Annotated in this window: 23 protein-coding genes and 1 tRNA gene; 19 read left to right on the top strand and 5 right to left on the bottom strand. The window is 41.7% G+C overall.

Features of this window, described 5'->3' with window-relative positions:
• The first annotated feature begins 89 nt into the window (after positions 1–89).
• Positions 90–2735 (top strand): translation factor GTPase family protein, encoded by a 2646-nt coding sequence (locus QZZ35_RS00465; protein ID WP_291235660.1) that lies wholly within the window; start codon positions 90–92, stop codon positions 2733–2735.
• 1 nt (position 2736) lies between these two features.
• On the opposite strand, the gene QZZ35_RS00460 is transcribed toward QZZ35_RS00465, so the two are convergent.
• On the bottom strand, positions 2737–3018 hold the full coding sequence (locus QZZ35_RS00460) for a DUF1294 domain-containing protein (protein WP_291235659.1): 282 nt from the start codon (positions 3016–3018) through the stop codon (positions 2737–2739).
• Positions 3019–3071: 53 nt separating this feature from the next.
• On the opposite strand from QZZ35_RS00460, the gene QZZ35_RS00455 reads away from it, so the two are divergent.
• Positions 3072–3896 carry an HAD family hydrolase gene (locus QZZ35_RS00455; RefSeq protein WP_291235658.1) on the top strand — a complete coding sequence of 275 codons (825 nt, stop codon included), beginning with the start codon at positions 3072–3074 and terminating at the stop codon, positions 3894–3896.
• Here the strand turns inward: QZZ35_RS00455 and QZZ35_RS00450 are convergent.
• Positions 3885–4190, bottom strand: a complete 306-nt coding sequence (locus QZZ35_RS00450) for an AzlD domain-containing protein (RefSeq protein WP_291235657.1) — start codon at positions 4188–4190, stop codon at positions 3885–3887. The genes QZZ35_RS00455 and QZZ35_RS00450 overlap by 12 nt on opposite strands.
• A gap of 12 nt (positions 4191–4202) precedes the next feature.
• Entirely contained in the window at positions 4203–4922 is a 720-nt protein-coding gene (locus tag QZZ35_RS00445; protein WP_291235656.1) for an AzlC family ABC transporter permease, read from the bottom strand.
• 155 nt (positions 4923–5077) lie between these two features.
• Here QZZ35_RS00445 and QZZ35_RS00440 point away from each other — a divergent pair, with 155 nt between their 5' ends.
• From QZZ35_RS00440 to thiM, 3 genes are all read left to right on the top strand, one after another.
• Positions 5078–6019, top strand: a complete 942-nt coding sequence (locus QZZ35_RS00440; RefSeq protein ID WP_291235655.1) for a magnesium transporter CorA family protein — start codon at positions 5078–5080, stop codon at positions 6017–6019.
• Positions 6020–6254: 235 nt separating this feature from the next.
• The gene (gene thiW / locus QZZ35_RS00435; protein ID WP_291235654.1) at positions 6255–6986 is read left to right on the top strand and encodes an energy coupling factor transporter S component ThiW; all 732 of its coding nucleotides are present in this window, start codon (positions 6255–6257) and stop codon (positions 6984–6986) included.
• The gene (gene thiM, locus QZZ35_RS00430; RefSeq protein ID WP_291235653.1) at positions 6979–7851 is read left to right on the top strand and encodes a hydroxyethylthiazole kinase; all 873 of its coding nucleotides are present in this window, start codon (positions 6979–6981) and stop codon (positions 7849–7851) included. The genes thiW and thiM overlap by 8 nt, the downstream gene beginning before the upstream one ends.
• Positions 7852–7909: 58 nt before the next feature.
• Here the strand turns inward: thiM and QZZ35_RS00425 are convergent, their stop codons facing one another.
• Positions 7910–8860, bottom strand: coding sequence for a 2-hydroxyacid dehydrogenase (locus tag QZZ35_RS00425; protein ID WP_291235652.1), 951 nt, complete (start codon positions 8858–8860; stop codon positions 7910–7912).
• Between the two features lie 142 nt (positions 8861–9002).
• Between QZZ35_RS00425 and brnQ the strand changes: the two genes are divergently transcribed.
• From brnQ to QZZ35_RS00400, 5 genes are all read left to right on the top strand, one after another.
• The gene (gene brnQ / locus QZZ35_RS00420; RefSeq protein ID WP_291235651.1) at positions 9003–10307 is read left to right on the top strand and encodes a branched-chain amino acid transport system II carrier protein; all 1305 of its coding nucleotides are present in this window, start codon (positions 9003–9005) and stop codon (positions 10305–10307) included.
• An 88-nt stretch (positions 10308–10395) separates the two neighbouring features.
• Complete coding sequence (locus QZZ35_RS00415; protein ID WP_291233948.1) at positions 10396–10887, top strand: MarR family winged helix-turn-helix transcriptional regulator; 492 nt, start codon at positions 10396–10398, stop codon at positions 10885–10887.
• The gene (locus QZZ35_RS00410; RefSeq protein WP_291235650.1) at positions 10863–13016 is read left to right on the top strand and encodes an ABC transporter ATP-binding protein; all 2154 of its coding nucleotides are present in this window, start codon (positions 10863–10865) and stop codon (positions 13014–13016) included. The genes QZZ35_RS00415 and QZZ35_RS00410 overlap by 25 nt, the downstream gene beginning before the upstream one ends.
• Complete coding sequence (locus QZZ35_RS00405; protein ID WP_291235649.1) at positions 13013–14851, top strand: ABC transporter ATP-binding protein; 1839 nt, start codon at positions 13013–13015, stop codon at positions 14849–14851. Before QZZ35_RS00410 ends, QZZ35_RS00405 begins: the two co-directional genes overlap by 4 nt.
• 25 nt (positions 14852–14876) lie before the next feature.
• The gene (locus QZZ35_RS00400; RefSeq protein ID WP_291235648.1) at positions 14877–15347 is read left to right on the top strand and encodes a YcxB family protein; all 471 of its coding nucleotides are present in this window, start codon (positions 14877–14879) and stop codon (positions 15345–15347) included.
• A 79-nt stretch (positions 15348–15426) separates the two neighbouring features.
• Here the strand turns inward: QZZ35_RS00400 and ymfI are convergent, their stop codons facing one another.
• Positions 15427–16158: an elongation factor P 5-aminopentanone reductase gene (gene ymfI, locus QZZ35_RS00395; protein ID WP_291235647.1), complete on the bottom strand. Its 732-nt coding sequence runs from the start codon at positions 16156–16158 to the stop codon at positions 15427–15429.
• A gap of 293 nt (positions 16159–16451) precedes the next feature.
• Here ymfI and QZZ35_RS00390 point away from each other — a divergent pair, with 293 nt between their 5' ends.
• From QZZ35_RS00390 to QZZ35_RS00350, 9 genes are all read left to right on the top strand, one after another.
• Entirely contained in the window at positions 16452–17540 is a 1089-nt protein-coding gene (locus QZZ35_RS00390) for a PucR family transcriptional regulator (protein ID WP_291235646.1), read from the top strand.
• A gap of 38 nt (positions 17541–17578) precedes the next feature.
• Positions 17579–18262, top strand: coding sequence for a cell division ATP-binding protein FtsE (gene ftsE / locus QZZ35_RS00385; RefSeq protein ID WP_291235645.1), 684 nt, complete (start codon positions 17579–17581; stop codon positions 18260–18262).
• The gene (gene ftsX, locus QZZ35_RS00380; RefSeq protein WP_291235644.1) at positions 18252–19160 is read left to right on the top strand and encodes a permease-like cell division protein FtsX; all 909 of its coding nucleotides are present in this window, start codon (positions 18252–18254) and stop codon (positions 19158–19160) included. The genes ftsE and ftsX overlap by 11 nt, the downstream gene beginning before the upstream one ends.
• 14 nt (positions 19161–19174) lie before the next feature.
• Positions 19175–20470 carry a murein hydrolase activator EnvC family protein gene (locus QZZ35_RS00375; protein WP_291235643.1) on the top strand — a complete coding sequence of 432 codons (1296 nt, stop codon included), beginning with the start codon at positions 19175–19177 and terminating at the stop codon, positions 20468–20470.
• A gap of 286 nt (positions 20471–20756) precedes the next feature.
• Positions 20757–21929, top strand: a complete 1173-nt coding sequence (locus tag QZZ35_RS00370; protein ID WP_291235642.1) for a S41 family peptidase — start codon at positions 20757–20759, stop codon at positions 21927–21929.
• A 15-nt stretch (positions 21930–21944) separates the two neighbouring features.
• On the top strand, positions 21945–23930 hold the full coding sequence (gene uvrB / locus QZZ35_RS00365) for an excinuclease ABC subunit UvrB (RefSeq protein ID WP_291235641.1): 1986 nt from the start codon (positions 21945–21947) through the stop codon (positions 23928–23930).
• A 218-nt stretch (positions 23931–24148) separates the two neighbouring features.
• A tRNA-Gln gene (locus QZZ35_RS00360) sits at positions 24149–24220 on the top strand.
• A gap of 140 nt (positions 24221–24360) precedes the next feature.
• Positions 24361–25185: a CvfB family protein gene (locus tag QZZ35_RS00355; RefSeq protein ID WP_291235640.1), complete on the top strand. Its 825-nt coding sequence runs from the start codon at positions 24361–24363 to the stop codon at positions 25183–25185.
• Between the two features lie 222 nt (positions 25186–25407).
• On the top strand, positions 25408–26320 hold a 913-nt coding region (locus QZZ35_RS00350), incomplete at its 3' end, for an SH3 domain-containing protein (RefSeq protein WP_291235639.1).

Here is a 26320-nt window from a genome sequence, read left to right as displayed (position 1 = left end):
CTGTAAGTAGACTCTATACCTTTTTTATATCGACGGGTGTCGCTTTCTGTGCTATAATAAGCGAAAATTATTTGCACAGGAAGGGAGCGATGATCGTGGAGAATCAGCAAAAGCGTCACATGAGTGTCGGTCTTCTGGCCCATGTGGATGCAGGGAAAACCACATTGGCAGAAGGAATTTTGTATCGAAGCGGAAGTATTCGAAAGCTGGGCCGGGTAGATCATGGTAATGCTTTCCTGGATACCTATGATCTGGAGCGCAGACGGGGAATTACGATATTTTCGAAGCAGGCAGAATTAGAAATAGATGGACTTTCGGTATCACTTCTGGATACACCGGGACATATAGATTTTTCAGCGGAGATGGAACGTACACTTCAGGTATTAGATTATGCGGTGCTTGTGATCAGCGGGGCCGACGGTGTTCAGGGCAGTGTCCAGACGTTATGGCGTCTTTTAAAGCAATATGAAATTCCGGTTTTTTTGTTTATCAATAAGATGGATCAGCCGGGAACAGACAAGAGAAAACTTTTAGAGGAATTGAATCAGAAACTGGACAGCCGCTGCATTGACTTTGATGAGGTCAGAGAAAATTTTATGGAAGAGGTGGCCATGTGCGATGAAGCGCTTCTTGAACTTTACCTTGAACAGGGGAATGTTTCGTCAGATTGGATAGGAGAAGCCGTTAAGGAGCGTAAAGTATTTCCCTGCTATTTCGGTTCTGCATTGAAAATGCAGGGAATCGATGAACTTCTGAAGGGTCTTGAAAAATATGCACGATGTCCGGTTTACGGTCGGGAATTTGGTGCGAGAGTTTATAAGATATCCCGGGATGCTCAGGGAAATCGTCTGACCCATATGAAGATTACCGGTGGTATATTAAAGGTTAAAACGCTGTTGGAAACGGGAGAAAAAGTTGATCAGATCCGTATTTATTCAGGAACGGGCTATGAATCTGTTCAGTCTGTTCAGGCAGGAAGTATTTGTGCAGTCACCGGTCTTTCAAAGACAAGTTCCGGTGATGGGCTCGGCATGGAAGGGGTCGGTGCCGAACCGGTGTTGGAACCGGTATTGAATTATGAAATAAAGCTTCCGGAAGGGACGAATGTCCATGATATGTTTTTAAAATTAAAGCAGCTGGATGAAGAAGAACCGGAACTGCAGATTGTGTGGGATGAAGTACTTGGCGAGATTCATGCCAAGGTTATGGGTGAGATCCAGATTGAAATTCTGAAAACATTGATTTCCGAACGATTTCATGTGGATGTTGAGTTTGGAACAGGCAATATTGTTTATAAAGAAACCATCGCAGATACAGTGGAAGGTGTCGGACATTATGAACCGCTGCGTCACTATGCGGAAGTTCATTTACTTATGGAACCGGGTGAGCCGGGAAGCGGCCTGGTGTTTGATACTTTATGCAGTGAAGATCTTTTGGATCGAAACTGGCAGAGACTCATTCTGACGCATCTGATGGAAAAAAAGCATAAAGGTGTTCTCATCGGGGCAGAGATAACCGATATGAAAATATCGCTTGTCAGCGGAAGAGCCCATACCAAGCATACGGAGGGCGGTGATTTTCGTCAGGCCACTTATCGCGCAGTAAGGCAGGGGCTGCGTCAGGCAACATCGGTTTTGCTTGAACCGGTGTATGAGTTTTGTCTGTCGATTCCTTCAGATAAAGTCGGTCGGGCAATGACGGATATTCAGAAAATGTATGGATCTTTTGATACACCTCAGACAGAAGGGGAAATGACGGTGATTTGCGGCACGGCTCCGGTCATTTATATGAGAGAGTATGCTTCAGAGGTTATGGCCTACACAAAAGGTCTTGGAAGTCTAAGCTGTACTTTGAAAGGATATGAACCGTGTCATAATGCCAGTGAAGTGATTGAGACTGTCCGGTATGATCCGGAAGCGGATACAGATAATCCGACCGGGTCAGTTTTTTGCGTGCATGGGGCCGGATTCAATGTAACCTGGGATGAAGTACCGGATTATATGCATATAGAAAGCTGCCTGAAAAAGGCGGAAAAAGAAATTGTGACAGAAAGTGTGCCTATAGTTTCTTCCGGATCGGCATATTCAGGTTTTGATGATGATAAGGAATTAGAGCAGATATTTGAGCGTACCTATGGTCCGGCTAAGAGAAAAGAATGGAAAAGGACCCGGATACAGACAGAAATGCCTGTGGCAAAAGAGAAAAAGCCAAAAGAAAGATATTTGCTTGTTGACGGATATAATATTATATTTTCCTGGGATGAACTCAGAGATTTATCTGAGGTAAATATTACAAGTGCACGAAATGCGCTTATGGATATTTTGTCAAATTATCAGGGGTATAAAAAAGATACAGTAATTCTTGTTTTTGATGCTTATAAAGTGGAAGGTAATCCGGGACAGGTATTTAAATATCATAATATTTATGTTGTTTATACAAAGGAAGCGGAGACTGCGGATCAGTATATTGAAAAGACGGTGCATCGTATGAATCGAAAATATGAAGTGACAGTTGCGACTTCAGATGCACTGGAACAGGTAATCATTCTGGGACAGGGAGGACAAAGACTTTCTGCTCAGGGGTTGAAAGAGGAAGTGGAACAGACATGCAGAGAGATCCGAAAAATTCTTGAAGAACGACAGGAAACAGATAAGAATTATCTTTTAAAGGATATTCCGGCAGAGATGGCAGACATGCTGGAAGATGTCCGCCTTGGAAAACGCCGGTTTAAATAGATTAAAGGATAAATCTGAAAATCAGAACAAGAAGGGTCAGTTGTAAAAGAATAATACACGGAATGCCAATGACAAAGCGCATATGACGTGTTTTATGATGAAATGTGTACATAGCAATTTCCGAGCCCACACTGCCGCCAATGAGAGCCAGGACAAACAGAGTGGCTTCGGAGATACGCCATTTCTGTTTTTTAGCACGGCGCTTGTCAACACCATATATAATAAATGCAGCTATATTGACACTAATGAGATAAATTATAAAGATTTTTATCAGAATATTCATAAGAGTCACCTTCCTTTCAGATAATATCATAACAGATTTTTTGGAGGTTTTAAATGTGTAGAAAAACAATATTTCTTGATATAGATGGCACGCTGATGAATTTTTGGGGACAGCTGCCGGAAAGTGCCGAAATTGCATTGAAGAAAGCAAAAGAAAAGGGACATCGGCTTGTACTGTGTACAGGCCGTACAAAACCGGAAATATATCCGAAATTGTTAAATATGAATTTTGACGGAATCATAGCGGCAGCAGGAGCCTATGTGGAGTGTGACGGGAAGGCGATTTACCGTCATGTGGTCACAAGGGATCAACTTTCCAGAGTGGTAGATTGTTTTGAAAATCATGGTGTTATCTATACACTTCAGACCGGACAGGGGCTTGTCATGACAAAAGAAAGCAGAGAGCGGTTTTTTCGGCATTTTTTAGATGCCGGATTAACCGAAAAGCAGATATATGAAGTTATGGTTTCGGATGTCACAATAGAAAACGATCCCAGAACAAGGAGCGATGTGGAAAAACTGGCCTATTATGAATCTGCCGTATTGGTGGAGGATATCCAGAAAGAATTGGGGGATTACTTCAGGGTTGAGGGAGCCAGCTATGGCAGTGACACTGTGAATAATGGCGAGGTGACCTGTTCCGGAGAGACGAAGGCAACCGGAATGGCACGGTATTTGTCTTACGCGGGAGAAGTCAGAGAGAATACGATTGGTGTCGGAGACGGACCGAATGATATGGAGATGCTTTCTTTTACCGGGTTTGCAGTAGCGATGGGAAATGCAAAACCACAAATAAAGACCATCGCAGATTATATCACATCAGATGTGGATCAGGATGGCCTTTATAAAGCGTTTCAATATTTGAAGTTATATGAATAATTCAACAAGGAATACAGTAATACATGCGGCAGCGGACACTTTGATCAGGCTGCCGCCTTTCCATGCGATGAATATGGCGGCAATGAGGCCGGCCAGTGCGGACCATAGATTTTCTGTGGCATACAGTATGGCGGGAAAGGTCATTACCGAAAGTGTGACATAGGGAACGTAATATAAAAAAGATCGTATAAATGTATTTTTTATTTCCCTTCGTATAAATGTCAGCGGCAGAAGGCGGATTAAGTAGGTGACACCTGCCATGACAAATATGTAAATATAAATGTTGTTTGACATAATGAATTCTCCTTATGTATTTTCAATAGCTTCTTCACTTTTGATCGGAAAGAGAAGGGCTGCTGTTCCGGCTATAAGCAGAGTAAGCAGGATAATCCGGAAACCGGAAGAAATCTGATTTAAAACAGGTATAATTGTAAAAACAAAACTTACAGCCATAGATGCCAGTACAATACCTCTTATAATTTTATCTGTTTTGGCAGGCGGTATAATGACAGCAATGAACATGCCGTATAATGCGACACCAAGAGCACTTAAGATCCGGGCAGGCAAAATACTTCCTGAAAGAACACCAAGAAAGGTGCCGAAAGCCCAACCGGGAGAAGCCACGCTGATTGCACCATAACAATAAAAGGGATCCAGTTTTCCTTCCCTGCAGCTGCAGATGCCGAAAATTTCATCTGTATTTCCATAGGCAATGAAAAAACGATGAAAGAAGGGTGCCTTAAAATCAAGTTTTTGTGACAAGGCACAGGACATAAGGCAATATCGCAAATTAATAACTAACTGGGTAAATGCCATTTCAAGATAAGAGGAAGAGGCAACAATAATGCCTAATCCGGCAAATTGACCGGCAGAAGTTAAGTTGGTGAGGGATAGCAGAACTGCTTGAAAAGCAGTTAAACCCGCATCCTTTGCCATAATGCCGAAAGTAAAGGAGACGGCCATATAGCCGAGGGCGATCGGTATACCGTCAGCCATTCCCTGTTTAAATTCTGTTCGATGATTCATGATAAGACCTCGATTTCATTTTTTTAGAGCAAAACCTATTGTATCACGAAAAACAGGTAAAGTAAAATCTTATATAAAGTTTACTTTTCATTTTGTAAGGTTGCGTATATAATAGAATATGATAAAAAACATTCGACAGAAGGGAGTACTTCGGGATGATAAAAATATACAGAACAGATGATCGTTCCATACATGAACTGGATAAAATTGAAGATGGTGCGTGGGTACAGATGATTGCACCGACCAGAGCAGAAGGAACACGCATTGCCAATGAACTGGATATTGATGTGGACGATATTATGGCTGCTCTCGATGAAGAGGAAAGTTCACGTATTGAGTTGGAACAGGGATATACATTGATCCTGGTTGATATTCCGACAGTTGAGGTGCGTCATGAAAAAAGAGTGTATACCACCATTCCGCTCGGCATTATTTTGCTTCAGAATCTTATTATAACTGTATGTACGGAGGATACACCAATTTTGTACCGTTTTGTCAAAGGACGGGTAAAGGGATTCAGTACAAAGAAAAAGATGCGTTTTGTTTATCAGATTTTATTCCATGTGGCCTCGTTATATCAGGCAGATCTGAGGATCCTGGATAAAAAGCGAGTGGCAGTCGAAGAACGCATGAATGGCAATACAGAGAGTATTGACGTTATGGACCTGCATGAACTTGAATCTACGCTTGTATATTTTGCCACTTCTCTTCGGGCAAATGGAGTAGTGCTTGACCGTCTTACCCGGTATAAACGTCTGGAACAGTATCCTGAGGATCAGGAGCTTCTGGATGACGTTATTATTGAGAATAAACAGGCGATTGAGATGACTTCGATTTACCGGGATATCATAAACAGTACACGTGAGCTTTTGTCTGCCGTGATCGACAGCCGTCTGAATAATGTCATGAAGTATTTGACTTCCGTTACACTGGTCATGGCTATTCCGACGATTATATCCGGATTATATGGTATGAATGTGAATGGTGCCGGCATGCCATTTTCAAGTTCCATATATGGTTTTGCGATTGTCTGTCTGATCACATTACTGTTTTGTCTTCTGGTGCTTTGGATATTACGAAAGAAAAAGATGTTATAAGCTGCAAATATATGATACCAGGGTCAAAAGGTCACGCTTTTCATGCTTGCATGGAAAAGCATGACTTTGGGACCCACAAAACATGAGAAAGTAGCCATTTTTCATCGAAAAATGAGCGGATTTCGAATGTTTTTAGGATTTTGGAAGCGTGAAACGCGGAAAAATCCGTAGGTATCATGGGGTCAAATACTTTTGACCCTAACATCAATATATATAAAGGAAAGAGGTTTTTTACATGAACAGAAAAAATGGCTTAATAAAAATAACCTTCCTGGCGATGATGGTTGCGATCGGCGTGGTCATTTCCCCGATTTTAAGAGTGGAGGGAATGTGTCCGATGGCTCATTTGATCAATATTGTATGCTCCGTAATGATGGGACCATGGTATTCCCTTTTATGTGCGACGATGATCGGTATTATCCGTATGATGTTTATGGGAATACCGCCGCTGGCACTGACAGGTGCTGTGTTTGGTGCTTTTTTGTCCGGACTGTTATATCGGCTTTCCGGAGGACGGATGATTTTCGCTGTTGTGGGTGAAGTTATTGGAACGGGGATTATCGGAGCTATGGTATCCTATCCGGTGATGACTTTCCTTATGGGACGGGAAGGGCTGTCTTTGATGTTTTATGTACCGTCATTTATCTGCGGTACATTAATTGGCGGCAGTGTGGCCTTTATCTTTTTAAAATATCTAAATAAGGCTAAGATGCTGACAAAGATGCAGCAGATGCTTGGATCTCCCGTTTTGGAAAAACCGTCAAATCTTTTAATGGATACAGCCGGAATAGGTTTCCTGGGAATCATTGTTTACCTGGCAGTGCTTGTTGTAATGAAAAATATTTTTAATCAGGCAGGTGTCATGGTAAAAATATTACCTGCTGCTGCTTTGATTCTTGTGGAAGTTATCGCAATTGTTTATTTTATTACTCAGAGAAGTAAAGAACAGGAGCAAAAGAATGCTTAAAAAAGAGATGTATATGGCAGCCGGAGACGGCTGCCATCCTATTGTAAAAATTATATCGGAGATCCGTAAGGCAGTGAAAGAAAATGCCCCGCTCATTCATTGCATAACAAATCCCATTTCCATTCATGACTGTGCGAATGTTGTGCTGGCGGCCGGTGCCCGTCCAATGATGGCGGAACACCCGGAGGAAGTGGCGGAGATCACGGTGACAGCCGGGGCTCTCGCATTGAATCTGGGCAACATTACCGACGCGAGAAAGGCATCGATTCTTATTGCAGGAAAGACAGCCATGGAACATGATATACCGGTCATTGTGGATATGGTCGGTATTGGATGCAGCCATTTTAGAAAAAATATTATCCGTGAGTTTTTAGATCAGAGGGTAAAAGGTGCACGTCTTATTTTGAAAGGGAATATGTCGGAATTGATGGCACTTGCATTGGAACATCATGATGTCAGCGGAGTGGATGTGGCACCGGAAGATATTTTATCGAAAGATCATGCGGAAGAAGGGATTCGTCTGGCGAAGGACGTGGCAAAAAAATATCATGCTGTTGTCCTGGCATCCGGAGCGACAGACCTGGTAACCGATGGTGAGAAGGTGTATATGATTCATAACGGTTCAGAGATGATGGCAAAGATTACGGGCACAGGATGCATGCTGAATGTATTGACTGCCGCTTACATGTCATCCGGCTTTATTTTGGAAGGAGCTGTGGCAGCCTGTGTTGTTCTGGGCATAAGCGGTGAAATTGCATCAGAAAGATGCAGCGGGACGGGCAGCTTCCAGACAGAGTTTTTGGATGCATTATTTTCTATGACGGATACTCAGATCGAAGAAAAAATAAGGGGACAGGTTTCTTGACTCACTCAGGGGCGGCTGATATATCAGCCGCCCCTGAGTGAGTCAAGAAACCTGTTCCCTATGATACAACGTTGATTGGCGTGCCTGCCAGATAGTTTTTAATGTCATCTGCTACAATGGAGACAAGACGCTGGCGTGTTTCCAGACCTCTCCAACCCATATGCGGTGTGAGAATGACGTTATCCATATAGTAAAGCGGATTGTCTTCCGAAGGTGGTTCGACTTCCTGTACATCCAGGCCGGCACCGGCAATGCGGCCTTCCTGAAGGGCCTCGATCAAAGCGGCTTCGTCAATGAGAGCTCCGCGGGCAGTATTGATGATGAAAGCGGATGGTTTCATCAGGGCCAGTCGTTCTTTGTTGATTAAATGATGTGTTGCAGGCATCAGTGGGCAGTGGAGAGTGACATAATCACTCTGCGAGAGAACTTCTTCGAGAGAAGTATAGTGAATTCCCGGCTCATCCTCCAATGCCGGTACATTATAGGCAAGAATCTTCATGCCGAGAGCCTGAGCAACTTTGATGACTTCACGGCCGATATTTCCGGCACCGATAACTCCCAGAGTTTTTCCGTTAATTTCTACATGATTGACCTGAAGACATCTTGTAAAATTGGTATGGTCTTTTTCAGCCAGCATGGAAATTTGTTTTCTCATAGAAGAGCTGAGATTCATAATCATTAAAATAGCAGTATGTGCCACACGTTCGCTGCTGTATGCCGGTACGTTGCATACGGTGATTCCTTTTTCTCTTGCGGCGTCAAGATCCAGATTATTATAACCGGTTCCCGCTTCGCATATAAGTTTTACGGAGTCCGGAAATTGCCGGATAATATCTCCTGAGACAGGAATTTCTTTTGTGACAACAATATCGAATCCCTGAATTCTTTCTAAAATCTGAGAAGGTTCCGTCTGATCATATACTTTAACTTCGGAAGAAAGAATGGAATAGTCCAGACGATTGTCATAATTCATACGATCCCCATTTAATACTACAGTTTTTGCGTTCACTGTAAAACCCCCTTTATTAAAATTGTATAAATTCAGTATACAGTAATTTTTTTCTAAAGACAAGGAAAAAGGCGTTGTGTAATGGCTAGAATGATTGGGAAAAAATGGGTATAATAGAAGATATAAAAAGGGAGGTTTATTTATGGAAAGATTATCTATAAAAAACAGAATATTCGTGGGGCTGACATTATTTTCAATGTTTTTTGGTGCCGGGAATCTTATTTTTCCGCCATTTATGGGGGCTTTGGCGGGAGAAAAAGCATGGATTGCATTGATGGGTTTTGTGCTCAGTGCTATAGGACTTCCGGTTCTTGGTGTAGCGGCTGTGGCACTTTCCGATGGTCTGGATAATTTAGCGAAAAGGGTACATCCTTTGTTTGCTTCTGTTTTCACGTTATTGATTTACTTATCGATCGGACCGTGCCTGGCAATTCCAAGAACTGCAGGGACATCATTTGAAATGGCACTCCTGCCTTATATATCCGAAAGTGACAATAAGGGAATTTTTCTTGCGGTGTATTCGGTAGGTTTTTTTGCACTGGCATTTTTTTTGGCGCAGAAACCGGAGATGTTGAAAGAACGTCTTGGAAAATATCTTGCGCCGATACTGTTAATTTTAATCGGCGCCCTTTTTATCGGATGTTTGGTGAAGTCGGAGAAAGGGTACGGCGATGCGGCAGAAATTTATCAGTCCCATGCGGCTGTTCAGGGATTTTTAGACGGTTATCAGACAATGGATACGATTGCTGCATTAAATTTTGGTCTAGTCATTGCGATGAATATTCGGGCAGCCGGTGTCAGAAAAGAGAAAGATATAGCAAAAGAGACTGTGACAGCCGGAATGATTGCAGGGGTTTTGATGCTGATTGTTTACGGTGTGCTGACCTGGATTGGTTCGGCAGCAGGAAATCTTTTTGGAGCAGGAGAAAACGGAGCACAGACATTAAGCCAAATGGCAGGGTATTTATATGGAAGTACCGGGAAAATGATTTTAGGAGCCATCTTTTTTATTGCCTGCTTAAATACATGTACGGGGCTGATCTGCTGCTGCGGTGAGTATTTTCACACAATTTGCCCTGGAATAAGTTATCGGCGGTGGGCTTTGATTTTTTCAGGCATCAGTGCGGTTATTGCAAATGCAGGACTGACAGCCATATTAAGGGTTTCTGTTCCTGTACTTCAGTGGCTGTATCCGATGGCCATTATGCTGATTGTACTGGCTTTTTTGCATCATCGGATAGAAAAGTGGAGATATGTTTATCCATGGGTTATCGGACTTACCGGCATTAGCAGTGCAGTGCATGCTCTCGATGCGTTGGGATGTCAGATTCCGGCAGTTACAGTGTGGGTTGAAAGGATACCGCTGTATGATCTGGGGCTTGGATGGATTTTACCGGCTGCTGCTGGTATGATTATTGGTATAATATGGAGTCGGATAAGGGATTGACATTTTATAAAAAAGGAGTAAAATACCTTTTTGATATAATAGTTAACAGCGTTAATTAATAACAGTGTTAACTAAAAGGGGTGAAGAGATGAGAGAGGAAGAGATTCAGGAGCAGATGTTTCGTGCCATGTTTCGTCTAAAGCGGGTCAATGTTGAGGTCCTGCTGCCGGATGTTTCCTGTGGCGAGCTGAAAGTGCTGAAAGCACTGAGACATCATCTGGACAGCGGGAATTCAGACGAAGGGGTCTATGTTTCCCGGATCGCAGAGGAGATTCATGCAGTGGTGCCGGCTGTCAGCAGATTGCTTAAAGGTATGGAGAGTAAAGGTTATATTGTGCGGTATGCCGATACGAATGACCGGCGCAGTATAAGAGTACAATTGACGGACTGCGGTGTTCAAAAGGAGCAGGAGTGCGTCCGCATACTTAAAAACTATTCAGCCAGAGTCATACGGCGAATGGGGGATGAGCAGATGTTTGAGTTTTTAAATCTCTTTAATCGAATGGTAGATGTTATGCAGGAAGAGTTGAACGAGACGGAGAAAGGAGACGGAATATGTTCAAAATTTTCAGATATCTGAAAGACTCGAAAGCGATGGTACTGTCCATTATTGTGCTTTTGGTCATTCAGGCCGGCTGTGATCTGTCATTGCCCCAGTACACATCGGACATTGTGGATGTTGGTATTCAGCAGGGCGGAATTGAACGGGCAACGCCCGAGATCATGCGTAAAGAGACCTATGAAAATCTCACATTGTTTATGACAGAAGATGAGATTCAAAGTGTTGAACCCTACTATACTGAAAATTCAGAGGGGAATTATGAGTTAAATACAAAAGATGCACAAGTGCTTGATGCGATGGATCAGGCACTGGGAATGCCTATGTTGATTCTTGAATCTTTGCAGGAATCCGAAGAATATGATTTCGGTCAGATGCGTCAGGCTTTTGAATCCGGAATGATAACAAAGGATCAGATGCTGAATATGAGGAATGAAGCAGAAGCGTCTTTTGGCAACATGAGTGAATCGATTATTCAGCAGAAGGCCAATCTTTTTGTAAAGGATGAATATAGAGCGCTTGGAATGGATCTGGATGCTATTCAGATGAATTATTTAAAATATAAAGGCATTCAGATGCTGGGAATGGCAATTATCATGACAGCGGCATCGATTCTGGTTTCTTTGCTTGCGGCAAAAACTGCTGCGGGTATCGGTCGTACTCTGCGACAAAATGTATTTAATAAAGTCGTATCTTTTTCGAATGCAGAGATGGATCAGTTTTCAACAGCGTCCCTGATTACACGAAGTACGAATGATATTCAGCAGATCCAGATGGTGGAAGTCATGCTCCTTCGTATGGTCTGTTATGCACCGATTATCGGTATTGGAGGCATAGTTAAGGTTCTCAATACAAAAACAGGAATGAGTTGGATCATTGTTGTCGCAGTGGCTGCAATTATGGTACTTGTATTGATACTGATGGCTTTGGCAATGCCTAAATTTAAAAAGATGCAGGATCTGGTAGACAGATTAAATCTTGTATCCAGAGAGATTCTGACAGGTATTCCGGTCATACGAGCCTTCAGTCGTGAGAAACATGAAGAGGAGCGGTTTGAAGAGGCGAATAGCAATCTTATGAAAACCCAGCTGTTTACGAACCGGGTTATGACCTTTATGATGCCGGCGATGATGTTCATTATGAACGGTATCAGTGTGCTTATTGTCTGGACAGGTGCTCACGGAATTGATCAGGGTAATCTTCAGGTCGGAGATATGATGGCATTTATTACGTATACGATGCAGATCGTTATGTCTTTCCTGATGCTGACAATGATTTCAATTATGCTTCCAAGAGCCGGAGTGGCAGCTGATCGAATCGAAGAAGTATTAAGGACAGAACCATCGATTCATGATGCGGATCAGGTACGCGATGAAGAGCTGAAGGATGTTAAAGGTTATGTGGCTTTCAACGATGTCTGTTTTCGGTATCCGGGAGCTGATGAGGATGCATTGGAGCACATCAGTTTTACGGCAAAACCGGGTGAGACGACAGCTATTATTGGAAGTACAGGCTGCGGCAAATCCACATTGATTCATTTGATACCGAGATTTTATGATGTAACAGGCGGTTCAATTACCATTGACGGTATTGATATACGTGAACTTTCAAGAAATAAGGTGCGCAGCACATTGGGATTTGTTCCTCAGAAGGGCGTACTTTTTTCCGGTACGATTGAATCCAACTTAAAGTTCGGCGGTGAGTGGATCACAGATGAGGAGATGAAGTCTGCGGCGGAAGTTGCCCAGGCAACAGAATTTATTGAAACAAAAAAAGATACGTATAAGAGTCCTATTGCCCAGGGCGGAACAAATGTCTCCGGCGGACAAAAGCAAAGGCTTTCCATTGCAAGAGCTATTGCCAAAAATCCAAAGATTTTTCTGTTTGATGACAGTTTTTCAGCACTGGATTATAAAACTGATGTGGTGTTAAGAAAAGCATTGAAGGAAAAAGTTGCAGATGCTGCGGTTATTATTGTGGCTCAGAGAATCAGTACTATTCTTCATGCAGATCAGATTATTGTTCTGGAGGATGGACATGTGGCAGGCATTGGACGTCATGAAGAACTGATGAAAAATTGTGAGGCTTATCAGGAAATTGCAAAATCTCAGTTATCTGAAGCTGAATTAAAAGGAGGTCTGGCATCATGAGTGACGGAAGAAGACATCAGATGAGAGGCCATGGTCCGATGGGACATGGGATGCCCGGCGAAAAGGCGAAGGATTTCAAGGGCAGTGTTGGAAAACTCCTTAATTATATGGGCAGTTATAAGTTTGCGCTTATATTCGTTGTTGTTTTTGCAATTTGCGGTACAACATTTAATATTATCGGACCGAAGGTTTTAAGCAAGGCAACGACAGAAATATTTAATGGACTTGTATCAAAATTATCCGGTGGTGCCGGCATTGACTTTGCAAAGATTGGAAAAATTCTGGTCACATTGCTTGCACTCTATGCAATCAGTGTTTGTTTCACGTTTTTACAGGGATGGCTGATGACATCAATATCACAGAAAATCTGCTTCCGAATGAGAAAAGAGATTTCTGAAAAGATCAATCGTATGCCGATGGATTATTTTGAATCCAGAACGGTCGGCGAAGTGTTATCCCGTATTACAAATGATGTGGATACGCTGGGACAGAGTTTAAATCAGAGTGTCGGACAGCTTATTACTTCTGTGACAACGATCATCGGTATTGGAATTATGATGTTGAGCATCAGCCCGATCATGACTTTGATTGCGGTTATTATCCTTCCGGTATCCGGATTTTTAATTACAATTGTTGTGAAATCTTCACAGAAATATTTCCGTACACAGCAGGAGTATCTTGGAATGATCAATGGTCAGGTAGAAGAAGTTTACAGCGGTCAGAATATTGTCAAAGCATTTGATCGGGAAGAAGCTGTTCTTAAGGAATTTTCAGAAACAAATAATACGTTGTATGAGTCTGCATGGAAATCCCAGTTTTTTTCAGGTATGATGCAGCCGATCATGGGCTTTGTCGGTAATTTAGGTTATGTGGCAGTGGCCGTTGTCGGCGGATATCTGACAATTGTGGGAAGTATTCAAATCGGTGATATTCAGGCTTTTATTCAGTATGTGCGCCAGTTTACCCAGCCAATTTCTCAGATTGCCCAGGTTTCCAATATGCTGCAGTCCATGGCAGCGGCATCAGAGAGAGTCTTTGAATTTTTAGGAGAAGAGGAAGAAGATGTGACAGTGGACGATCCGGTACATCTTGAGAATCCGGAAGGACGTGTGGATTTTGAAAATGTACGTTTTGGTTATAAACCGGATAAAATCGTCATTCATAATTTCAACTGTCATGTGGAGCCCGGACAGACGGTTGCCATTGTAGGACCAACGGGGGCAGGAAAGACCACAATGGTGAAACTGCTCATGCGTTTTTATGATGTAAATGAAGGCCGTATTCTGGTGGATGGGCATAATGTTAAAGATTTTAATCGGAGTGAACTTCGTGAACTCTTTGGAATGGTACTTCAGGATACATGGTTATTTAAAGGCACAATTATGGAAAATATCCGTTACGGAAGATTAGATGCGACGGACGAAGAGGTTATTGCGGCAGCTAAAGCAGCCCATGCCCATCATTTTATCCAGACACTTCCGGGTGGATATCAGATGGAATTAAATGAAGATGCAAGCAATGTGTCTCAGGGACAGAAACAGCTTCTTACAATAGCGCGGGCGATTTTGGCAGATAACAGGGTGCTTATATTAGATGAGGCGACAAGTTCTGTAGATACCCGTACAGAAGAGCGTATACAGAAGGCCATGAACAATCTGATGAGGGGAAGAACAAGTTTTGTTATTGCACATCGGTTATCGACAATCAAGGATGCAGATGTTATTCTTGTTATGAAAGATGGCGATATTATTGAACAGGGAAATCATGAGGAACTTTTGAGAAAAGGCGGATTTTATGCCGAACTGTATAATTCCCAGTTTGAAGAGACGGCCTGATAACGAAAGAGAGAGGGGATAATATATGGAACCTTTATTTCAGACAGAGACAGAATATACTTATGATGAATATAAAAAATATAATCATGAGATTCTTTATAAAGTCAGAAAAGTATCCCGTACGATACTTATTATGGAACTGATACTTTTGGCGGTTGCATATATGGCGAAAGATCTGACATATGTTGTTGCAGCACTATGTGTCCCATTGATTTTCAGTATTGTGTTTTTTATTAAAGCAAAAAGCACTTATAAAAAAAATCCGGATATCCATAATGTGATTTTCACTTATAAGTTTTATCCGAATTATATTGAGCAGGAAAGTGCTCTTGGCAATGCCGTTGTATATAACAGTCAGATACAAAAAGTACTGGAAACAAAAACAAATTTTTACCTTATTACCGGTTCGGATTCAGGACTGATTCTTGTAAAAAGAAACTGTTCTTCCGAGTTGCTTCAGTATTTGGAGGAGCTTAAAGCCGAAAAAGCCAATTAATAAAGAAAGGATGTCTCGTCTGTGGGTATACCATGGCTGAGATATCCTTTCTTTTTGTGCCGGCAGAGTAAAGGCTGTGTCAGATCCAGGAACCATCCAGAGTGATGATTTGTCCTGTTAAATAGGGATGTTCTCCGGCAAGCTGAAGTGCCAGGCGACCGACTTCTTCCGGTTGTCCCAGACGGCATGCCGGAATCTCGTCTATTAGCTGAAGACGTTCTTCTTCAGAGAGAAAATGATTCATCTGAGTATCAATAGCACCGCAGGCGATGGCATTGACAGTAATGTGGCTCGGTGCAAGTTCTTTGGCAAGAGCACGGGTGAGGGCGTTCATTCCGCCTTTTGAGGCAGAGTAGGCTGCCTCGCATGAAGCTCCGCATATACCCCATACAGATGAAATATTGATAATGCTTCCGGATTGACGGGCAACCATACCGGGAATTATCTGTTTACAACAATTAAAAACAGATGTAAGATTCGTCTGGAGAATCCGGTTCCATTCTTCCGGGGACATGTCACTGAGTAAACCAATATGGGAGATCCCCGCATTGTTTACGAGACAGTCAATGGGTCCCAGCACCTTTTGGGCTTCCCGAATAAATCTTTCAGCATCATTATAATCTCCCATATCGCCTGCAAAATCAAAACATAAACAGCCTTTGCTTTCGATTTCTTTTTTTACTTCGGATAATTCGGTTTTGCTTTTGCGGCAGCTTATGCCCACAGACCATCCGGCGTCGGCAAAACACAAGGCGATAGCTTTGCCTATGCCTCTTGAAGCCCCTGTGACTAAAACAGTTTTATGCGACATAATTGATATTCCCTTCTTTGTTCATAATGTACATAGCAATTTGAGTATATCATAGAATTTATGACAGTGTATACATTTTTGATAAAAAGTATTCGGTAAAATTGGTAATTATTAATTTTAAAAAAATGCTATAATTCATAAATGAAAACTTTCTGTAACAAAATTGTAATGAACATAGAGCTGTTTTATAAAAAACTATAAAAAAAGCCTTTACTTTTTGGCATATTTGCACTATTATATAAAAAAGAGTTGATATGAACAGGACTATATGATGAAAAGTAAGGGTGGTAAAGATGATTTCAAATCAGATTTTACAGACGACGATGGAAGGATTAAAAGCTATTTCCAGAGTTGATTTATGCGTTATGGATACCGAAGGGAAGGTATTAGCATCTACAATGAATAATGCGGAAGACTATGAGAGTGCAGTTGTAGACTTTGTCAATTCTCCTGCAGACAGTCAGGTGCTTAACGGTTTTCAGTTTTTTAAGGTGTTTGATGAGCATCAGCTCGAATTTGTTATTCTGGCGAAGGGTGACAGTGATGATGTTTATATGATTGGAAAGATTGCGTCATTCCAGACACAGAATCTTCTTGTGGCCTATAAAGAACGTTTTGATAAAGATAATTTTATTAAGAATCTGCTGCTGGATAATCTTCTTCTGGTAGATATCTATAATCGTTCTAAAAAATTGCGCATTGATACGGATGTAAGAAGGATTGCCGTTATTATTGAACTTAACAGCGATAAAGAGATGAATGGTCTTGAGATCGTGCGTGGTATTTATACCGGAAAGACAAAAGACTTTATTACAGCGGTTGATGAGAAAAGTGTAATCGTTGTGCGTGAGGTCAAGGAGAATGAGAATTACGATTCACTGACAAAATCCTGTAAGACACTTTTAGATATGCTTCACGTTGAAGGACTGACGAAATGCCGGATTGCTCTCGGAACGATTGTTCAGGAGATCAAGGATGTTTCAAGATCCTATAAAGAAGCAAAGATGGCTCTGGATGTCGGAAAGATTTTTTATAGCGAGCGTTCAATCGTAGCTTACAGCAATCTTGGTATTGGACGTTTAATCTATCAGCTTCCTGTACCTCTGTGTAAGATGTTTATAAAAGAGATTTTTGACGGAAAATCACCGGATGATCTGGATGAAGAAACATTGGTGACAATTAATAAGTTTTTTGAGAACAGCCTGAATGTTTCGGAGACATCCAGACAGTTATATATTCACCGGAATACATTGGTTTACCGCCTTGACAAACTTCAGAAAGGTACAGGCCTGGACCTCAGAGTTTTTGAAGATGCCATTACATTTAAGATTGCTCTGATGGTCGTAAAATATATGAGATACATGGAGACATTTGAGTATTAATTTAAAGCAAGCTGCGGGTGATAGAAGGAGGTCATAACGTGATTGTATTAGATAACGTTTGCAAAACTTATAACACAGGTGTGTCTGCTTTAAATGGTGTTAACCTTAGAATTCGAAAAGGTGAGTTTGTCTTTATCGTTGGAACCAGCGGTTCAGGTAAAACAACACTGTTTAAATTGTTACTAAAGGAACTGGAGCCAACTTCGGGCAAAATTTATATTAATAATAAGAATATCGGACGTCTGCGCCGCAGAAAGATATCTAAGATGCGGCGCGGTATCGGCGTCGTTTTTCAGGACTTTCGTCTTTTAAAAGACCGGAATGTTTATGAGAATATTGCTTTTGCGCAGAGGGTTATGGGAAAATCAGCCAAAGTTATTCGGGAGACAGTACCTCAGATGCTGACCCTTGTCGGATTGTCGGATAAAGCCGAATCCTTTCCGAATGAATTATCCGGCGGCGAACAGCAGAGAGTTTCTCTTGCCAGAGCACTGGTGAATAATCCGCCGATTCTTCTGGCGGATGAACCGACAGGTAATCTTGATCCGGATAATGCATGGGAGATTATGAAACTCCTCGAAGATATTAATAAAAGGGGAACCACAGTTGTTGTAGTTACACATAACAGAGAGATTGTAGAGCGCATGAAGAAAAGGGTAATTACGATAGACAAGGGTGTGGTTGTCAACGATGAAAAAGGTGGAATAGCAAATGATTGGTAAAATGTTTTATACGATCCGTCAGGGATTTAAGAATATTATCCGGAACGGATTGTTTTCACTTGCATCTGTTGGAACGATTACCGCATGCTTGTTTATGTTTGGTATATTTTATTGTATTGTGGCAAACTTCCAGTATATGCTCCGGGAAGCGGAAAGTAATGTGGGAGTGACCGTATTTTTTGATGAAGGTGTTTCAGAAAGTCAGATGCTTGATATACAGAAACTTCTGGATGCAAGAGATGAAGTGAGTTCAACGAATTATATTTCTCCTGAAGAAGCATGGGAGATTATGAAAGAACAGTATTTTCCGGATGGAGATTCGGGTATACTTTCCGGTTTGGATGAGGATAATCCTCTGGCAGATTCAGCCAGTGTTCAGGTGTATTTGAAAGATACTTCCCGTCAGACAGAACTGGTAAGTTATATTGAGAGTCTTGATGGCGTGCGCGAAGTCAGAGCTTCGGATATCGTTGCCGACAGCTTTACGAATTTCAGCCGTCTGATTGGATACATATCGCTTGGAGTTATTTTAATTTTGGTATTTGTTGCAATATTCCTGATCAGCAATACAGTTATGATCGGTATAACTGTTCGTAAGGATGAGATTGCAATTATGAAATACATTGGTGCAACGGATTTGTTTGTCCGTGGACCGTTTATTATCGAAGGTATGACGATTGGGTTGATTGGATCCGCAATTCCGGTAATTATTTTGCGAATTCTTTATCCAAAAGTCGTGGAATTTGTTTTGGGACATTTTTCTATTTTGAACCGGTTGCTGACATTTTTAGATGTGAATTCCATCTTTAATGTTCTGATTCCTGTATCTCTCGGAATCGGTCTTGGAATTGGTTTCATCGGAAGTTATTTGACTTTGAGAAAACATGTCCGTGTTTAGGAAGGAGTACAGATATGAAACGTTTTCATAGGCGATGTATAAGTGGACTGCTGGTCCTGACGATGGCTTTATCTTTCAGTATGCCGGTTATGGCGGCTGATGAGAGTGATAAGGAGGCAAAGGAACAGCAGATTGAGGCACTAGAGCAGGAAAAGGAAGAACAGAATCAGGCTTTAGGCGCTATGAATGTGGATAAGGCGAATACTGAAGCGGAAATTGAGGCACTTGATGTCCAGCTGACTTCTGTTCAGGAAAAGATTGACGCAACGAATGCAGAACTGCAGAAAACAGAAGAAGCACTTGAACAGACAAAAAAAGATCTTGAAACAGCTAAGGAAAAAGAAAAGAAGCAGTACGAAACATTGAAGATTCGTATCAAGGTTATGTATGAAAAAGGTGATACAGGCTATCTTGATATTTTATTTGCAGCAAAGGATATAGCTTCTTTCTTAAACAGCACAGAGTATATTTCCAAAATATCTGATTATGACAATAATCTTCTTCAGAGTCTCCAGGATACAAGAAAACAGATTGAAGCTCTTGAGAAACAGCTGGAAGAAGAAGTTGCCCGTATTCAGACATTGAAAGCTGAGTTAGAGGCCCAGCAGTCTGAACTTCAGGGGTTACTTGATGAGAAAGCTGCTTATATTCAGTCTTTGAATCAGTCAATTGCCTATACGGAAGAGTATATAAAAGAGATTGAACAAAACATTGCTGATGAAGAGCAGGCATTAGCCGAAATTGAAGAACAGATTCGTGCGGCAGCCGAACAGGCGGCACGTGAGCAGGCAGCGCGTGAGCAGGCGGAACGTGAGGCAGCAGCATCTCAACAGGGTTCCTCATCCGGATCAGATGATTCCTATGACAGCGGCAGCAGTTATGTTCCAAGTATTCCGGATTCAAAACCGGCTTATGGTTCATGGGTATGGCCAAGTGATACATATTTGTTAACAGATACATTTGGTTATCAGGAATGGCGCGGTGGTATTCATAACGGTATTGATATTGGAGCTTCTTATGGAGACCCGATTTATGCAGCTGCCAGTGGTACCGTTTGGATTGCCGGCTGGAGCGACAGTGCCGGAAACTGGGTCGTTATTAATCATGGCGGCGGAGTATTAAGTGTTTACATGCATGCATCTGCGCTGTATGTAAGCTCAGGTCAGTATGTAAGTGCCGGTCAGACGATTGCAGCGGTAGGTAATACAGGTTATTCCTTTGGTGCACATCTTCATTTTGGTATCATGGTCGGTTCTTCCGGCGGTTATGACGGATATTGGGTAGATCCATTGGGATATGTAAGCCCGTGATAAAAAGATTATAATTATACGTATAGTGGGACAGAATATGTAAATGTTCAGAGCCAAGCAAAATTTCATAAAACAGGCGTAAAGTGCTTGCATTTTCAGGGCTGTTTTTGAAATTTTATTTGGCGGATACGCCACACCGACGAAATGCGAAGCATTTTGGAGGTTGGCTCTGAACAATTACGAATATTTCTGTCCCTTTTGTTTTGGAAACTTTTGTGTTTTCTCTTTGCAACTTAACCTTGACAGGTGTACAATAGGATAAAAAAAATAATGTGAGGCCAGAAAAATGAACAAAAAAAATATTGTCAGTTTTATTGCAGGTATGGCAGTAATGGGAGTTATAGGTGTTGGCATTAATGGAGTCACGGGGAGTAACGCAGTATCTTCCTCGAGACTTGGAGAACGTTATGAAAAAATTGAAAAGAAACTGGATACTATTGATAAGACGATCAGCGATTACTATTTGAATCAGGATGACATCGATCTTGATCAGTTGGAGGAAGGTATTTACGCAGGGTATGTAGATGGTCTTGATGAGAACTATACAACGTATTATACAGCCGAAGAATTTGCAGATGTAATGGAAGCATCTTCAGGGAGTTATTCCGGGATAGGGGCCTATGTTTCACAGAATATGAATACGGGCATTATTACTATTGTCAAGCCTTTTGAGGGTTCTCCTGCTGAGAAAGCCGGCATTCAGAAAGAAGATATTTTGTATAAAGTTGAAGGTGAAGAGGTGACCGGTCAGGATCTTACAACGGTAGTCGCAAGACTTAAGGGTGAAGAGGGAACTATGGCAAATATAACGATCTACCGACAGTCCGAAGATAAATATATTGATCTGAGTGTAGAGCGGGCAGTGGTCAATGTTCCGACAGTGGCGCATCAGATGCTTGATAATCATATTGGTTATATTCAGATCGCAGAATTTGAGGAAGTGACGGCAGAACAGTTTAAAGAAGCTGTGTCTGATCTTCAGGAACAGGGTATGGAAAAGCTGATTTTTGATCTCAGAGATAATGGCGGCGGCCTTCTTGATAGTGTCTGCGATGTTCTGGATACAATACTGCCGAAGATGATGCTCGTATATACGGAAGATAAAGACGGAAACCGAAGAGAAGAATGGGCAGAAGATGATGAAGCTGTTGATTTACCAATGGCTGTATTGATCAACGGAAACACAGCCAGTGCATCTGAGATTTTTACAGGTGCATTGAAGGATTATGACAAGGCTGAGATTATCGGAACGACAAGCTATGGAAAGGGAATTGTGCAGTCGATTATCCCATTTTCAGATGGTTCAGCGCTCAAGGTTACATCTTCGAAATATTATACACCATCAGGAATCTGTATCCATGGTGTTGGAATCGAACCGGATCAGACAGTAGAATATGACAGGACACTCGAATATGATAACCAGCTTCAGGCGGCTATTGATTACCTGAATGAAAAATAGGAAGGGAGAAAAATTATGGATAAATTTGTATTGCACTCCGAATATAAACCTACAGGAGATCAGCCTCAGGCCATTGAACGGTTGGTTAAAGGCTTTCAGGAAGGCAATCAATTTCAGACCTTATTGGGTGTCACCGGTTCCGGTAAGACGTTTACAATGGCGAATGTTATCCAGGCTTTAAATAAGCCAACATTAGTATTGGCCCATAATAAGACGCTTGCTGCACAGCTTTATGGTGAATTCAAGGAATTTTTTCCGGAGAATGCAGTGGAGTATTTTGTGTCCTATTATGACTATTATCAGCCGGAGGCTTATGTACCTCAGACAGATACGTATATAGCGAAGGATTCAGCGATTAATGATGAGATCGACAAGCTTCGCCATTCGGCTACTGCGGCTCTGACAGAACGTCAGGACGTTATTATTATATCCTCCGTTTCCTGCATATATGGATTGGGAAGCCCGATTGATTATAAAGAAATGGTTGTATCACTGCGTCCGGGAATGGAAAAAGACAGAGATGATGTGGTGCGTAAACTCATTGATATTCAATATGAACGAAATGATATGGATTTTAAGAGAGGTACTTTCAGGGTCCACGGAGATGTGCTTGAGGTCTATCCGGCAGCAGCAGAGGGAGAAGCTGTGCGTATCGAATTTTTTGGAGATGAGGTGGACCGGATTACATCCTTCGATCCTCTGACAGGTGAGGTTAAAGCACGCCTGGAACATGTGGCTGTTTTTCCTGCTTCACATTATGTCGTTTCAAAAGAGAAAATGGATGCTGCTATTGTTAATATTGAGGCAGAGCTGGAGGAAAGGGTACAATATTTTAAAAGTGAGGAAAAACTGCTGGAAGCTCAGAGAATTTCAGAGAGAACGAATTTTGATATTGAGATGATGCGTGAGACAGGATTCTGTTCAGGAATCGAGAATTATTCCAGGCATCTGGCGGGTCTGGAAGCCGGGGCAACACCCCACACGCTTTTGGATTATTTTCCGGATGATTTCCTTATTATTGTGGATGAATCCCATATAACGATTCCTCAAGTGCGAGGTATGTATGCCGGTGATCAGTCCAGGAAAACCACCCTGGTGGATTATGGCTTTCGCCTTCCGTCTGCAAAAGATAATCGTCCGCTTAATTTTCAGGAGTTTGAGAGTAAGATCGATCAGATGCTTTTCGTTTCTGCTACTCCGAATGTGTATGAGGCAGAGCATGAACTGCTTCGTGCAGAACAGATCATACGTCCTACCGGACTTTTGGATCCGGAGATTTCAGTGCGTCCGGTAAAAGGTCAGATTGATGATCTCATCAGTGAAGTCAATCGTGAAACAAAACAGGGGCATAAGATTCTGATTACAACGCTGACAAAACGTATGGCTGAGGATCTGACAGATTATATGAAAGAATCCGGGATACGTGTAAAATATTTACATTCGGATATTGATACGCTGGAGCGTACTCAGATCGTTCGTGATCTGCGAATGAATGTGTTTGATGTGCTTGTAGGTATTAATCTTTTGCGTGAAGGGCTGGATATTCCGGAGATTACCTTAGTAGCCATACTGGATGCGGATAAAGAAGGCTTTTTGCGTTCAGAGACATCCTTAATTCAGACGATTGGACGTGCGGCGCGTAATTCAGAAGGACATGTTATTATGTATGCAGATACGATGACAGATTCCATGAAACGGGCTATTGATGAGACGAACAGACGTCGTAAGATTCAGCAGGAATATAATGAAGAACACGGTATTACGCCGCAGACGATAAAAAAAGCGGTGAGAGATCTGATTGCTGTGTCAAAAGCAATTGCAGAGACAGAGAACCAGATGGCGAAGGATCCGGAATCCATGACACGGGGTGAATTGACAGCATTAATTAAAAAAGTTGAAAAGCAGATGAGGTCAGCAGCAGCGGATTTGAATTTTGAACAGGCAGCAGAACTTAGGGATAAAATGATTGAATTAAAAAAAGCTCTGGAACAAATAGATTAATAGAGAACTGCGGACATGCTCAACAATGGAAGAAATGTTTCTTTTGCTGAAAAAGTTTGAATTTTTTAAAAAATACTCTTTACAAATGGGTGAAGACCTGTTATAATAACAAAGTACTCAGTTGAGAGAACATTGAAAGAGAAAATAAATAAAAAATCTCAAAAAAGTACTTGACAGAATACATCTTACAATGTATAATGCAATTGTTGAGCAAATGATGGGCTGTCGCCAAACGGCAAGGCACTGGACTCTGACTCCAGCATTTGAAGGTTCGAATCCTTCCAGCCCAGCTAATATTCAGGCATTTTATTAAGGGAAACTTTGATAGAATGTCTGATTTTTTCGTATACGGACATATTGAGCCTCAAGAAATGAGAGATGATATTTGGGAATCCGTAAAACATGAGAGTGTATAGAATAGGAGCAGATTATGATACGTTTAGGGGAAAAACAGATTTTAAAAGTGGTTCGTATGAAAGAATTCGGGATGTATGTCGGTGATGAGAAAGAGGCTGTGCTGCTTCCGAGAAAATACGTTCCGGCGGGAACAAAAGTTGGAGATAGTGTGGAGGTTTTTGTTTATCGTGATTCCAGTGACAGGCTGATTGCTACGACAGAAGAGCCGGCTTTACAGTTAGGGCAGGTGGGCTTGCTTTGTGTCAAAGAGACAGGACAGATTGGGGCATTCCTGGATTGGGGTCTGGAGAAGGATCTGTTTCTTCCATTTAAGGAGCAGACGGTACAGCTTCGTTCGGGAAAAAGTTATCCGGTTGCATTATATATTGATAAAAGCAGACGCTTGTGTGCGACGATGAAGATTTATGAATATTTATCTTCAGAAGCACCTTATGGTAAAAACGATATGGTTGAAGGCATTGTGTATCAGGTTAATCCGAATGTGGGTGTTTTCATCGCTGTGGATAATAAGTATCATGGAATGATACCTAAAAATAATGTTCACGGTCGGTTTCATGTCGGCGACTCGGTAAGAGCACGAGTGGTGTCTGTCCGTGAAGATGGAAAATTAGAACTTAGTACCCGTGAGCGTGTTGAATTTCAGATATCAAAGGATGCGGCTGTAGTCATGGATGCGCTTCAGAGTTATGATGGCATTCTGCCGTTTTCTGAAAAAGCATCACCGGAAGTTATTGAGCGTGAATTGAATATGTCGAAAGCGGCATTTAAAAGAGCCGTTGGACATTTGTTAAAAAAACAGTTAATTACAGTGGATCAGCACAAGATTCGTATAAAATAGTCATATTGAACCGGTAATCGGATTTTCTATTGAGAAAAGGCGATTATCGGTTTTTTCATGTCAATTTTATGAAATAAATGTTACAAAAAAATTACAATATTTATTGACAATGCAGAAAGAGTTTGCTAGAATGATAATCGTAATAAAAATGTAATATATTCCGTTGAAATGTAACAAAGAGTTTACAAGAATAGTAGTTCTAAAATTAAGGAGGACAAACCATTGGGCAAATTTAGATTGGCACCATGTATTTTTACTATAGCGGCAGCAACTGTTTTATGTACAAATCCGGCAGCGGTCCATGCAGCTCCGATTAAGACAAATTATAATATTTCTGTCAATGATCTGGATATTCAGGGAAAGATTATTTATACAGCTGCGGAGGAAGTTGCTTCTCCATTTTATAAGAAGGGCATCTCGATGGCCGAAGATTGTGTTATGATTCGAAGAGAGCCAAGTACAGACAGTGAAGCTGTGGGAAAACTTTATGGTGGTGCAGGATTTGAAGTTCTTGGTAAAGTGGATGGATGGATACATATTCGTTCCGGTGCCTGTGAAGGTTACGTATCGGAGGATTATGTAGTAACCGGAAAAGATGCTGAGCAGGTTTCACTCAGTATGGATGCAATCAGCAGCTATGCGAAAGTGCTTATGGACAATGTGGAGATTAAAGCATCTGCATCAGATGCTTCGGAAGTTCTCGCTACTCTGGGAGCTGATGATGTGATCGATGTTATCTCGGCAATTCCCGGAACAGATTGGACAAAAGTTAAAGTTGATGGCACTGAAGGTTATGTAAAGAATCAGTCTGTGGAAGTCGGCGTAAACTATGAATCTGCCATTACGATGGAAGAGGATGAACAGCGCCAGGCAGAGATTGAGGCTCAGACAGGTGCAGGCGAGACACAGCATCAGGAAACTTCCCAGCAGACAACAGAAGAGACAACGGCATCTCAGGAGCAGCAGACAGAATCCTACATTCAGGAGACAGAGGCACCAGTTCAGGAAACGGAAGCACCTCAGGAACAGCAGACAGAATCTTATGTAGAAGAGACAGAAGCACCGTCTCAGGAAACAGAGGAAAATTATACACCGTTATATATTCAGGATGTATGGGAAACAGTGTGGACAACAG

The sequence above is a fragment of the Frisingicoccus sp. genome, assembly GCA_016298055.1.
Classification (GTDB): Bacteria; Bacillota; Clostridia; order Lachnospirales; family Lachnospiraceae; genus Frisingicoccus.
Note: the sequence above shows the minus strand (reverse complement) of the source record. Positions and strands in the feature narration are given on the sequence as shown.

Excerpts from the sequence above, each read along its gene's own strand:
- QZZ35_RS00390 (WP_291235646.1), top strand. The coding sequence starts at position 16,452 with ATGATTTCAAATCAGATTTTACAGACGACGATGGAAGGATTAAAAGCT.
- QZZ35_RS00460 (WP_291235659.1), bottom strand. The coding sequence starts at position 3,018 with ATGAATATTCTGATAAAAATCTTTATAATTTATCTCATTAGTGTCAAT.
- QZZ35_RS00355 (WP_291235640.1), top strand. The coding sequence starts at position 24,361 with ATGATACGTTTAGGGGAAAAACAGATTTTAAAAGTGGTTCGTATGAAA.
- thiM (WP_291235653.1), top strand. The coding sequence starts at position 6,979 with ATGCTTAAAAAAGAGATGTATATGGCAGCCGGAGACGGCTGCCATCCT.
- ftsX (WP_291235644.1), top strand. The coding sequence starts at position 18,252 with ATGATTGGTAAAATGTTTTATACGATCCGTCAGGGATTTAAGAATATT.
- QZZ35_RS00450 (WP_291235657.1), bottom strand. The coding sequence starts at position 4,190 with ATGTCAAACAACATTTATATTTACATATTTGTCATGGCAGGTGTCACC.
- uvrB (WP_291235641.1), top strand. The coding sequence starts at position 21,945 with ATGGATAAATTTGTATTGCACTCCGAATATAAACCTACAGGAGATCAG.
- QZZ35_RS00405 (WP_291235649.1), top strand. The coding sequence starts at position 13,013 with ATGAGTGACGGAAGAAGACATCAGATGAGAGGCCATGGTCCGATGGGA.
- brnQ (WP_291235651.1), top strand. The coding sequence starts at position 9,003 with ATGGAAAGATTATCTATAAAAAACAGAATATTCGTGGGGCTGACATTA.
- QZZ35_RS00410 (WP_291235650.1), top strand. The coding sequence starts at position 10,863 with ATGTTCAAAATTTTCAGATATCTGAAAGACTCGAAAGCGATGGTACTG.
- QZZ35_RS00445 (WP_291235656.1), bottom strand. The coding sequence starts at position 4,922 with ATGAATCATCGAACAGAATTTAAACAGGGAATGGCTGACGGTATACCG.
- thiW (WP_291235654.1), top strand. The coding sequence starts at position 6,255 with ATGAACAGAAAAAATGGCTTAATAAAAATAACCTTCCTGGCGATGATG.
- ymfI (WP_291235647.1), bottom strand. The coding sequence starts at position 16,158 with ATGTCGCATAAAACTGTTTTAGTCACAGGGGCTTCAAGAGGCATAGGC.
- QZZ35_RS00400 (WP_291235648.1), top strand. The coding sequence starts at position 14,877 with ATGGAACCTTTATTTCAGACAGAGACAGAATATACTTATGATGAATAT.
- QZZ35_RS00415 (WP_291233948.1), top strand. The coding sequence starts at position 10,396 with ATGAGAGAGGAAGAGATTCAGGAGCAGATGTTTCGTGCCATGTTTCGT.
- QZZ35_RS00370 (WP_291235642.1), top strand. The coding sequence starts at position 20,757 with ATGAACAAAAAAAATATTGTCAGTTTTATTGCAGGTATGGCAGTAATG.
- QZZ35_RS00465 (WP_291235660.1), top strand. The coding sequence starts at position 90 with ATGATCGTGGAGAATCAGCAAAAGCGTCACATGAGTGTCGGTCTTCTG.
- QZZ35_RS00440 (WP_291235655.1), top strand. The coding sequence starts at position 5,078 with ATGATAAAAATATACAGAACAGATGATCGTTCCATACATGAACTGGAT.
- QZZ35_RS00455 (WP_291235658.1), top strand. The coding sequence starts at position 3,072 with ATGTGTAGAAAAACAATATTTCTTGATATAGATGGCACGCTGATGAAT.
- QZZ35_RS00375 (WP_291235643.1), top strand. The coding sequence starts at position 19,175 with ATGAAACGTTTTCATAGGCGATGTATAAGTGGACTGCTGGTCCTGACG.